Genomic DNA, 11,415 nt, shown 5'->3' with positions numbered 1-11,415 from the left:
ACTTTTCCATCTTTACCAATAATGATCGACCAGGGAGTTCCGGGTGCCTTATAGTTTTTCTTGATAGCAGATCTTTTGCCTTTTTCCCCACTCTGCCCAATCGGCATTTTCAATTTGAATTTTTTGGCAATTTTCTCGGCTGCTTCCATGGTGTTGGTGTCATGTCCCTCAAAAACAGTTTGAACGGCAACAAGCGCAACGTCTTCGTTGTTTTTGTATTTAGTCTGCAGATCTTTTAGGTCGGGAAGGCCTTTGCCGATGCAGGCTGGGCACCAAGATTGGAAAAAGCAGAGGAAGACAACTTTCCCCTTATAGTCGGCAAGTGTCAATGTGTCCTTGCCTTCGGGTAGGTTGAGCCATTTGTCCACCTCCCACTCTGGTGCTTGTTGGTTAAGGATTCCTCCTCTCGGTTGTTGTCCTTGAACGATGGCTGATGAAAACAGCATCAACAGTAATACACAGATATTTTTCATTTGTTGTTTATTCTATTTTGTTTCCCGTCCAAGTTGGAATTGAACGAATTTCTGTTACTTCGCTAGAGCGACTTCGCGCTCGAAGATATGCGTGGGAGTAGGGCTATTGCGAAAACACGGTCTCCAGGTATTTTTTCCATGCCTTTGCGGTTTTTTCGTCTGGAAGCCAGCATGTATTCAAGGGAAGAATACCTGTCTTAACTTCTTGGATGCCATAAGAATTCAAGTCACCTGCCCAGGTGGGGGAGAGATCCGCCAGCTTATCTTCATACCCACCATTTTCTGCGGGAACCAACCGCTGATGTAGGACTGAGTCCGCGTATGAAAAACCTAATCCAAAAGCCTGCCTGCCCTGATGGCCGAGGTCTTTGTGTTTGGCGTAGGTCCAGATTGATTTGCTTCCATACTTACCCCACATGATTTCGCTGAATCTAACCCATTCCTTTTTGTCCTTCGCTCCAATTGCAATAAGCATTGGGGTTCTCAGTTTCTTTGAGGCGTTGATGCCTGGGCCTGCCGTCGGAACATAAGCTGCGACTCCGATGGTTCTTTCCGGGAAGAAACCAGGAAACTGAACGCTAACATTTCCCCCTGCAGAGATCCCAAAAAGAAATATTGGGGCTGAGGCCAACTCATTGTGGTCTGATATTTCCGAGAATTTTTTCAGCGCTTGAACTAGAACATTGGCTGTGGCTCCCCTGAAATCCATTTGATAGGTATCCTTATCATTAGGAGTTCCTTTGAGGAAATTGCCCATAATGGCAAATCCCCAACTTTCTGCGAGTTCCTGAAATTCCTTTTGGTGGATAAAATTTCGACCGTCGTTATTCCGTCCCGGAGTGATTATGAAGACGCCGTTTATCTTGGACTCTATTGTGGGCGGGATCCAAAGCCTGAACTGAGCGATGCTAAGTCGGCTTTCCATCTGGGGGCCGGCGTCATAGTTAATGATCTTGGGCTTTGCTTCTGCGAAAACGGTGTCGCTTGAAAGAAGAAGCGCGAAAAAGGCGGCTACAGCAAAGGCTCCATGAGTCCATGAGTTTATAGATTTTAAGTGCTGATTCATTTTGACAAATTGTCTTAGCCGGTTCGGGCAGCAAGCAATGTATATCATGCTACCGGGATATCGGGCAGTCCTAGGGTCAGGCTGAACGGGGTAGTGAGTGAGGCGATAAGCTAGGCCCGACCGTGTGTTCGATTTCTAGGTTTTGTTGGGTAAATTGGAGCAGGAACTTTCTTTTCTTTGTCGGAATCTGATGATCTCGGTCAAAAGGAGCGCACGATGACAAAGCTTAAGGTTAGGGTTCATAGCTATCAGGCAAGTATGATTCGTCCATCATGTGTTTACGTGATCGCGGTTGAGCATTGGAAACGTAAGCTATGTTGCTTCGTGTCTAGCTAGGAGCTAACCCCGCAGTGATGCCAATTGTGACGGCAATGACATCAGCTACGGTTTTGGCTGGGGTGTGGTGATTCGTTCGGAGACGGAGTGAAAGAGGATGTGCGTGTTCTTGGGTGAGCGGTAGAGAAAGAGGAATTTTCTGAAGCGGGGATCGCAGGCCCATGTTTCGGTAATGACGAGTTTCCAGTCCTTCTCAGGGGTTTGTTCCTTAATGTCCACATCGACCATCTTCATTTTCGCTTCTCTGGGGCCGGCTAGGATGGTGGATCCGCCCGGTTTGATTCGCTGAGGCTTGGCGCTCTTACCAAATTTGGCGACCATTTCGGATGATGTGGCATTTACGATGAATCGATCCCCACCTTTGAATTTTGACAAAGGGGCGTGGATTGGAATGACTTTGAACGTGTCTCCTTTGGGGACAAGAACAAGAAGAAGGTCGCGTGTCGCCTCACCGGGAATGGCGACGGAGAACTCGGGTTTCTCGCCCTGTGGTAAAAAAAAGTCGAGGATGCGACCGGCGCGGAGAGTGGCTTTAAATGGCCCGGCTATATGGGTTAGCGGTATTACTACGTTGGTTGCCTTTTCTCCGGCTCCAATTCGAAATTCCGGGGGTGGTCTGTCGGCTGGGTCGAAGCGGGTTACTTTGAATCGAATGCTGTCGATGGGTTCGGATTGGGCGAGTCCCGCGAGAGAGGAGCCGAGAAGAAGTAATAGAATGGTGATCCGGAGCATGTGAACGGTCTCAAATGGTTTCGAGTTCGGCTGGGCTCAACCATCTGAGTGACTTGAGGATGAAGCGTCGGCCGAAGGTCTTGTTGACGGTGGATCCTAGATCCCGAGCTGCGGTCCAGGGTTCGTCGGAGGGATTGACATAGGCTGGAGTACGCTGGACGACTGCTTCGCACCACGCCTTGGCTTGAACGGTGCCGTCTTCGCTGATGGATTCTCCGTAGGCCCGGATGGTGAAGGTGTCGGAACGGGCATTGATAATAGGGGCTAGGGCCATGAGCAGGTCTGCCTGCGATACATAGGCGGGTGTGCCCTGATAGCGGGAACCTAGGGCAGCTTTCTGGAATTTGTAGTTGGCATCGGCGAGGTCTGCGGAGGTCAGTTGGTAGTCTCGGTATTTGTCGTTGATGTCGACATCGGGATCGTCGAGTGCGGCCTGAAGGGCTCCAGAAAGGGCTAGGTCTTCGTCGGCTGTGAGTCGGCGATTGAGAAACTCCCCGAGGCTACGGAACGGTCCGCGAATTTTCACTTGTTTGACGATGGCGGTGGCCAGTTGTTGAATTTGGTCGGCGGAGAGTTCATGATATCCGACCCAGCGATCAGCATCATTTGCGGAGCCGTTGCCGGAGGCTTGGGCATTCGGCATGGTGAACCGGCTGACGATGAACTTGCCGGCATCGCTGATGTTTGGATTGCCGGAGCCGTTCGAGTCGAGAAACACGGGCCTTTTCAAGTGGGCTGAGCCGAGCATTATGGACCAGGCGGCAACGGAAGTGGAATTGACGTTGAATCCACCCTGAGTTTCGAGGTAGGCGGCGATTTTTCGATAAGCGTCCGGTTTGACGGCGTCGCTGTCGAGAAGTTCTTCGAGGACGGAGTCGGCGGTGGTTCCGACTGGGTAGTGGGGTTTGTAGGTGGCGTTGGGCAGGTCTTTTTGATCTTCGAAGACATTCTTCGCCACATCGGCCAGGCTGCTGGGTTTTGAGCCGAATTTTTCATAGAAGTCGTTGCTCTTGGGAGCGAGTGAGGAGAAGAAGTAGTCATCGAAAAGCAGGTGGTTTGCCGCGTAGCTTCGATCGATCACGGATGCCGGAGCGATTCCGACGCTCCACTCATCGTTGTTGAAGCCGGCCCGGTTGTGAAGTCCGCCGGTGATGTCGCCGCCTTGCCATGCGAAATACTGACCGAGATAAAAAGGGAAGGAGCGTTCCTTGATTTGATCAGACTCGAGCCCTGGTGAGGCATAGGAGTTGCCGATGGCATGATTCTGCATGTAGTAGCCGCTCCAGTTGAGGCCCTCGATCGGATTCTGGGGAAGGTTCTGGAGTTGGGCGAGGGAGGTGAGGGGGACGAGCGGAGCTTCGCGATCGGTGATGAAGGTTTGTCCGGAGGGCGTGTGGCTGGTGCCGAAGTAGGGGACTCTGGAGAACAGGCCTTCTTCGGAGCTGACTTGATTGAATGTTACACTGAAGGGGTGAGCGAAGAAGGTGGTGCTTGCATCGACGCCGCGACTGGAGTGTTTCTGGGTCGATGTTGCTGCGGCGTAAGGGTGGGAGGGCATGCACTGGAACCAGGTCTTGTTTGGAAGCTGCTCTTCGTCCAAGGTCTTGAGTCGGACGTCGAGGTGGATGATGGGGCTGGGAGCACGGTCGAGATCGCTTAAGGAACTGCCGGGGAAGTTTTCCTTGGAAATTTTGGCGGCTGCCGGATTCGCAGCTTCGTGCCTCCACGCCACTTGGGAGGAGAACAACTGCGTCTTCCAGACTCCGCCATGTCCCGTGTGCACCTTCTTCCCCTCGGTTCGGAAATCGAAAGTGGTTTGAAACTGTTGAACTTTGTAGGAAGTATTAGAATTCTCCCAGGTGGAGGCAGTGGTTTCGATTCTGATGCGCTCATCAGGGCTGGCGGTGATGATGCCGAGGTCGCGGGCCTGCCCGGGGCGATCCGGGCTCCAGGAAAAGCGCTGGGTGGTCATGTCGTGAGCATGGAATTCTGCGTCCTTGGAAGAGCGGTAGGTGAGGGCCCTTGCTTCGCCGGGTTTGAGGTAGAGGCTGGATTCGGGGCCGACGCGCAGCGTCATGTTTCCAAGTGGCCAGTCCCAATTGTAGGCACCGGTCTTTGGGTTGGAGCCGGAGGTGATCATGAACTGATTGTCCCCGACGAAGAACTTGTGCTCCAGAGGAATGGTGTGGAGGAAGACACTGAACTGATCGACATTCATTCCGACATTAAAGGGGTTCCAGACTGTCAGGACGGGATACGCGTGCATGAGGAGGCGATAGCGGCTCTTCGTGGCACTGGCTTTTGCGATCAGTTCAGTGGAGTAGGAAATGAGCATCTGAATCCTGACCACGATGGGGCTGATGTAGTTAACGCCCGAATTCCATTCGGGATTGGTGATGGGATTGATCGAGTTGAGTCCGTTGATTGAATCCACGTGCAGTCCGGGAGATTGAAAGACAAGATTCCGGTGCATGTTGTAGTAATGGTGGAGGGCCTTCCAAGGTAGGACGTCGAACTCTGCGGCGGTGCTCAGGGCGTACTGATCGTTGGGCCCGAGCGGGCCTTTCGGGCCTTGGGGGGATTTGCGGGAGGGTCTTGGCCAATCCTGCTCCCAGTCGATGTCGTCGCGTTCCAAGAATAGGTTCAAGTCCTGTCGAAGCGTTCCCGAGGTGACACTGGTCAGCACGCTGTTGGACCATGGAGTGATGTCGTGGAAGAGTTCGGAGGAAGAGGCGGTGATGTCGTCGGCTAGATCCAGGGTGTTTCGAGTGATTTGTTTGTCTGAATCCTCAGAATTTGTCTCGAACTTTTCGAGTGCAGGGAGTGATCGAGGACCGTGGGGCCCGGGGGTGGCAAAGCTTGCAAGCAGGTCTGCCAGGCTTTCGTCGATCGTTCCTCGGTCGAGTTGGTTGCTCATGTTGATGCGGGCCTTGCAATTTTCGTCGCCTACCCACCATGCGAAGGACCCACGCCTGGTAGGGATCTTGCCTGCGTAAACGACCGAGTCACTTGAGCTGGAGCCGCTGGGCGGGGTGGTGGTGACCATGGGCACGCGTTCCTCGAATGCTCCACTTTGAGCGAAGGACAGCTGTGACAACTGCTCCGGCTCTGCACCAGAAACAAGCCAGCGCTGGAAGGGCTCCTCACGGTCGTAGCTGGGAGTGGATTCGAGACTTTCGGGGATGAGGACACCGCCGCTTTCGGTGACCCGGGATTGCCAGACGCCGGTCAAATGGGGATGGCTGAGGCTGTCGGGGGAGTCAGTGTCGGGATTTCCGTCGAGGATCGATGATGGGGCTGTGATGTTTTGGTCAGGCCCCAGTTGCTTTTGGAGCTCGCCGATGGCGAGTTCGAGTGCGAGTCGGGCATTGGACTGTGCCTCGGCTCGAGCGGCGCCCTGAGTGCTAGACCTGAGGCTCAGAGTGGAAAGGGAGAGCAATCCCACCGCGATGACCGTGAGGAGAATGAGAATTGACAGGGTAGCGATGAGAGCGAAGCCACCATGAGTCGCGTAATTCTTCATTCCCAGGTGCTCGCGGCGGGAGAGGCTTGGTCTGGATGGGCTCGATGTTTGCATTGTAGGGGTTCTTATTAGCAGAGGGGCCGGAAGCCTGACTTACAGTAAGCGCCAATCCTTTTGGTGTGCAAAAGGCGAGGGAGGCAGGTTTCTAATCCAATCACGGAGGCAAGGTCCGTCTATCATGTGTTTACGTGATCCCGGTCGAATACTGAGAGGTCAAGCTATACCCATTGAGGCTAGCCATGATTTTGCTCGGAGGCTGAATGTCGAGAATTTTGCTGTCTAAAATATCAAAATAGGGGTGCACAAATTCGATAATAGCTTTCTATTCATTTCCTGACCTTTTGATGACTGTTTCGGTCTTTACTGGATCGGCATCGCCCTTGGCCTCGAGAAATTCAAACAGGGCGGATTTCAATCGTTCAAGGACGGGCTCGTACTCGGGGTTTTCGCTTAGATCGTTGAGCTCATAGGGATCTGCTTGCCGGTCATAGAGGGCAAACTCCGGCCGGTGATGGAGCCTCCGCACCAAGGGGTGTTCCGCCCCCTCGGACTTGACCCAGGATCCTGCCACCGTCTTCACTTTCCTGATCCTTTTCGTGGCACCCTGCTGCAGGAGACCGAGTGCTTCATCAATCGTCACGTTTGAAGTCACTGCGCTGCTCATGGGAGAATAGATCAGACTGTAACGGCCATCGCGCACGCTTCGGATCGGGTAAATCCTTTCCTTGCTGCCAATAATCCCCTTGTTGGTGAAAGCTCCGAAAACATACTCGTGGACGCGTGTTGCGGGACCGGTGAGATTCGCCACCTGGCTCTTCCCATCAAAGGCATCTGCTGCAAAAGTGCCGCCAGCCATTTCGACAATCGTCGGGGCCACGTCACACATCCAAAACAACTCGTCGGAAACGTGTCCGCTCAGGATACGACCGGGGGCGTAGGCAATTAGTCCGGTGTGCAGGCCGTTGTCATAGCAGGACCACTTTGAGAACGGGAAGTGGGAGCCCTGTTCGGTGCAGGCAAAAAGAACGGTTTCTTTTGCGAGACCTGAATCGTCCAGATAGCCGCGCACCATTCCGACGAGGGCATCGAAGTTTGTCACCTCCGCCAGATAGGCGGGCAAACTTTTGCGCAACTCCAGGGTGTCAATCCAATAGGGTGGGATTTTCAGGGACTCCGGCTCATAGGCGCTGGCATCCCCATTCGTATTGGGGCCATGCGCATCGTTGGAAGCGATTACCAGACAGAAGGGCCTGTTCTCTTTGCGGCATGTCTCGATAAACTCTTTTGTCTTGTCAAAAAAGACTGCGTTATCATCCGTGTTTCCAAGATACTTGAATGGATACGCCTTGTGAGGGCCAATGTGCGACTTTCCAAGCAAGGCCACTCGGTATCCCAAGGGGGTCAAATAGTGAGGAAGGCTCTTGGTGTCCTCCGTTGAGTGCGAGTGATTCAAAAACGATTTTGTGCGCCACGGAGTCCGACCGCTGTACAGTTCCTGGCGAAATGGGGCGCACATGGCGACTGAGGTATAGGCTCGATCAAACCGCACGCCGTTCTTGGCCAACCGATCAAGTTGCGGTGTGTCGCATGTCACCCCGCCTCCATAACAGCCGAGATTGTCGCGGTTAATATCGTCGCCCAGAACGATCACGAAATTGGGTGGCGTGGCTCCATGCGAAAGGGCTGCGGACAAATACATACCACAGAGGATGCCGACCAATTTCAGTGCGCTCTTCTTCATGTTATTACTTTATTTATGGACTTAATCTATGATGCCTTCGTTTCTCCCTGGCGGCTTCAATGAGCCACCGTCGTTGGCCGCGTTATTGCGGTTTAGGGGGTAATCAATGAGTTACGGATTCCAGGTCTTCCGAAGATCTTCAAAAATTTCGTGATGACGGTTAACCTCCTCGGTGTATTCCGCCGATTCGGCAACATTTACGTTTTCCTCCGGGTCTTTCCGGTGGTCGTAGAGCATTCTGGCCGGGGGGCCTGCCACCCATTCCGAGTAGAGAAAGTTTTTGGTTTTTACTGAATATACGCTTCCAAATGAAGTGAACACCGCTTCCTTGTGGGCTGCTGACGGGTCAGTCATGATCGGTTTGATGCTCTTGCCTTCACAGTGAGTTGGAATCGGGAGCGATGCCAGATCGCAAAGCGTTGGATACACATCAACGAATTCAACAATTTGATCGAGGCGCTGAGCCTCTTTTCCGGGCTGCCGGATAATCAGTGGCGCGCGCACGGAGTGCTTCATCGTGTTGTGTTTCCCCCAAAGATTGTGTTCGCCCAAATGAAACCCATGATCGCCCCACACAATGACGATGGTGTTATCATTTAATCCCAGCTCTTCCAGTGTCTCCATGATTTTTCCCACCTGGGCATCGATGTAACTGACGCAGGCAAAATATCCGTGACGGGCGAGACGATGAAATTCCTCGTCGTCTGGGAATCCATCATTGGCTGCATATTGATTCTTGAGTTCATTCGAGCCTCTCAGCCCCTTCGGCGCGTCTTTTGGCAGATGACGATTGGCGGCAATCTCGATTTTCTTCCGATCATAGAGATCCCAATACTTTTTCGGGGCGTTGAACGGGAGGTGAGGGCGCCAGAAACCACATGCCAGGAAGAAGGGCTGGTTGCCTTTCGCCAGACGCTTTAGGTCGTCTATCGTTTTGTCGCACACCCTACCGTCATAATAAGCGTTATCCGCAACATCCGCTGCTTCATAAAAAGGCCCTCGCTTGTTATTGACCAGACGTGCCGAACCTGGGTCCAGCCACATATCGTATTTGTTGTAGAGCTGGGGTTCTTGACCGTTGCTCCCATACGTCCTCCAGGCCTCTTCCGACCATGATTGCGGGGAGTCTTCCCGCATATGAAAAACCTTTCCATTGCTGAGGGTGTGATAGCCAAACGTCTTGAAGTGCTCGGGCAGCGTGACAATCCCGGAAGCATCAGCATCCGCACGACTCGTGTAGGAAGTGAATCGTCTATTGGGGATAGGCCTCAGGCTTGTCATCAGGCTCGCACGAGATGCTCCACAGACCGCAACATTGCAATAAGCGTTTAAAAAAAGCGTCCCGTTCCCTGCTAGCCTATCAAGATTCGGTGTCTCTATTTGCTTTGATCCGTAACAGCCAATCTCGGGGCGTAGGTCATCAATCGCTATAAACAAGACATTTGGCTTCGTAATGGCCGTATTCGATGCCGACGAGGTGGGGATAGCAAATTGCCCCAAGAGTAATAACAGCAAAAATTGGCTCGGGGATTTCAATTTCATGAGTTTGTGATTTTCTCTTTTTAACGCCTTGTCATTTAACTTGGATGGAGAATGTGGCCTCGTTTCCCGTCTTGCCACTGTCGCCAGGACTCCAGATCACGAAGAAACCCTTGTGTAGTGGTCCGTTCCGTCGCGGTTCAAGACGCAGGGACGAGAGTCCGGACGCGGTAAAACCAAAGACCTTTGGTCCCACAGCGGCGAGCTCGACGGAGGCGTCCATGACGCCTGATACGGTTGTGCTGGGGCCGTTGATGGATTGCGAGAAATCCAGACTTGTTTGCTTGCGGTCCTTGGTGGTGTAGGTGAGCGAGGATTCGGCGACGACCTCAGCGAAGGCCTTCGGATCGTTCTCTAGCCGTCGTTCGTCCTTGCCATAGAAATTCAGCATCTCCGCAGTGATTCGCAGTCGGACGCTACTGCTATCGAGATTGCCTAAATCGAGCAGTCTTCCACTCAGAAGGACCGCGCCGCTTTTCTGCGCAAGTGTTAGCTCGAATGTCCCGCCACCCTCGAAGCTGCCTTTCACAGTGGTTTCCTTGAGTTTCACGGTCGGCTTGTCGGGGGACTCGAGGCTTTCTGGAAGCACGGGATGGAGTTTGGTGGATCCATCGACGAGCGATTCTTCCAGCGTGATGGATATTGGGATCCTGACGTAGGGGTAGGTCTCTTTGTCCTTGAAAAGCGGGTGAATGATGGCCGAGCCGTCCGGGAGAAACTGGAAGCGCAGGCTGCGGTTCTCAAAGCCGGCAAAAGTCCCGATCCAATGACGGTCATTGACCGATGGCAGTTCGGAAGAAGCGGTTATCACGGTTGCGGCTGCAAAGATGGAGAACAGAATGGGTGCTCGAAAGTTTTTCATGATGGATGGGTTCTTAGTGCCTGATGATAGCTGTCACCTCCCGAGGGTGGCTAGTTTCGCAAAACTATACGGTATTCCAAACGCCCGATCTCACCATCATGTGAACACATGATGGACAGCACGGTGGGCACTGGGCCATGGTAGATTATTTACTGATTCAAAGCCCCATTTGCATGCTGCGGGAGGACTTTGCCCGTGCTCCGGGGAGCCTCTCATGGAAAACAGCAAAACCCACTAGCCTAAGATGAACCCCAATAAACTTGTATTACCGTGGCTTTCCGCTGCCATCACTCCGCTCTTGGTTACTTTTATTTGCCCGACGGCAGCTCTGGCCACTGACTACACTTGGAACGGTGGGGCGGGGGACAGCAATTGGACCACGGGAGACAACTGGGGCGGCACTCCGCCCACTCCGGCAAACACGGCAACCGTCATTTTCACAGGCACCATCCAGCCTTCCACTAACAACGATTTCCCCAACAACAGCCTGTTCTCTGGAATATCCTTTGGAAATACGAACACCGGCGAGGCTTTTACCCTCACTGGGAACCAGATCACAATCGCGGGTGCGGGCACCCGCTCTTCGGCGAATGTCTCCACTGGCAGCATTACCGATGCCATCGATCTCGGGCTCAGGTTGAACACCAACCTGCTCTGGGGCATGGGCACCAACCATCACCTGACCATCAATGGACTTGTGAGTGATGCCACAGCGACCGCTCGATCGGTGGCCGCCTCTCAGGGTGCCGGAACCCTCACCCTCACGAATGCCGGCAATTCCTACCTCGGGGAAAGCGCGGTTTACAACGCGGCCACGCTTGCCGTGACTTCCATCGCCAACAGCACCGTGCCCAGTGCCGCAGGTGCGGGCTCGACGATCCGACTGGGAGCGTCTGGCAGTGGATCGGGCGGAGTGCTTGTTTACACCGGATCAGGCGATTCCTCAACCGACCGCACCATCAACCTGGCGTCCTCGCTGAACTCCACCGCCAAGATCAGCAACAATGGCAGCGGCGCTCTTGTTTTCACTGGTCCCTTCACCAATGGCGCCACCGCCACACAGACCAAGACCCTGCAACTCGGCGGCACCAGCACCGCGGCCAATGCCATCGAGAGCGATCTCAGCGACGACGTCAACGGCGG

The 11,415-nt window shown here is 53.5% G+C and carries 8 protein-coding genes; 1 reads left to right on the top strand and 7 read right to left on the bottom strand.

Annotated elements, in window-relative coordinates; all coding sequences use genetic code 11:
* The 7 genes from WBG04_RS03875 to WBG04_RS03845 all read right to left on the bottom strand — a co-directional run.
* Positions 1-473, bottom strand: a 473-nt coding sequence (locus WBG04_RS03875; RefSeq protein ID WP_424313062.1) for a peroxiredoxin family protein, incomplete at its 3' end; no start/stop codon positions are given.
* A 103-nt stretch (positions 474-576) separates the two neighbouring features.
* Complete coding sequence (locus WBG04_RS03870) at positions 577-1,539, bottom strand: hypothetical protein (RefSeq protein WP_424313061.1); 963 nt, start codon at positions 1,537-1,539, stop codon at positions 577-579.
* A 381-nt stretch (positions 1,540-1,920) separates the two neighbouring features.
* Positions 1,921-2,196 (bottom strand): hypothetical protein, encoded by a 276-nt coding sequence (locus WBG04_RS03865; protein WP_424313060.1) that lies wholly within the window; start codon positions 2,194-2,196, stop codon positions 1,921-1,923.
* Positions 2,197-2,617: 421 nt separating this feature from the next.
* Entirely contained in the window at positions 2,618-6,184 is a 3,567-nt protein-coding gene (locus tag WBG04_RS03860) for a hypothetical protein (RefSeq protein WP_424313059.1), read from the bottom strand.
* 268 nt (positions 6,185-6,452) lie between these two features.
* The gene (locus WBG04_RS03855; RefSeq protein ID WP_424313058.1) at positions 6,453-7,871 is read right to left on the bottom strand and encodes a sulfatase family protein; all 1,419 of its coding nucleotides are present in this window, start codon (positions 7,869-7,871) and stop codon (positions 6,453-6,455) included.
* Between the two features lie 111 nt (positions 7,872-7,982).
* Positions 7,983-9,413, bottom strand: coding sequence for a sulfatase (locus tag WBG04_RS03850; RefSeq protein ID WP_424313057.1), 1,431 nt, complete (start codon positions 9,411-9,413; stop codon positions 7,983-7,985).
* Between the two features lie 31 nt (positions 9,414-9,444).
* Positions 9,445-10,272, bottom strand: a complete 828-nt coding sequence (locus WBG04_RS03845; protein WP_424313056.1) for a hypothetical protein — start codon at positions 10,270-10,272, stop codon at positions 9,445-9,447.
* A gap of 244 nt (positions 10,273-10,516) precedes the next feature.
* On the opposite strand from WBG04_RS03845, the gene WBG04_RS03840 reads away from it, so the two are divergent.
* Positions 10,517-11,415, top strand: an 899-nt coding sequence (locus WBG04_RS03840) for a hypothetical protein (RefSeq protein ID WP_424313055.1), incomplete at its 3' end; no start/stop codon positions are given.

Source organism: Haloferula sp. (assembly GCF_049672945.1).
GTDB lineage: Bacteria > Verrucomicrobiota > Verrucomicrobiia > Verrucomicrobiales > Akkermansiaceae > Haloferula.
Note: the sequence above shows the minus strand (reverse complement) of the source record. Positions and strands in the feature narration are given on the sequence as shown.

What these genes read in the sequence shown, in the direction of transcription:
- WBG04_RS03850 (WP_424313057.1), bottom strand. Translation starts at nt 9,413, where the DNA reads ATGAAATTGAAATCCCCGAGCCAATTTTTGCTGTTATTACTCTTGGGG.
- WBG04_RS03845 (WP_424313056.1), bottom strand. Translation starts at nt 10,272, where the DNA reads ATGAAAAACTTTCGAGCACCCATTCTGTTCTCCATCTTTGCAGCCGCA.
- WBG04_RS03855 (WP_424313058.1), bottom strand. Translation starts at nt 7,871, where the DNA reads ATGAAGAAGAGCGCACTGAAATTGGTCGGCATCCTCTGTGGTATGTAT.
- WBG04_RS03870 (WP_424313061.1), bottom strand. Translation starts at nt 1,539, where the DNA reads ATGAATCAGCACTTAAAATCTATAAACTCATGGACTCATGGAGCCTTT.
- WBG04_RS03865 (WP_424313060.1), bottom strand. Translation starts at nt 2,196, where the DNA reads ATGGTCGCCAAATTTGGTAAGAGCGCCAAGCCTCAGCGAATCAAACCG.
- WBG04_RS03860 (WP_424313059.1), bottom strand. Translation starts at nt 6,184, where the DNA reads ATGCAAACATCGAGCCCATCCAGACCAAGCCTCTCCCGCCGCGAGCAC.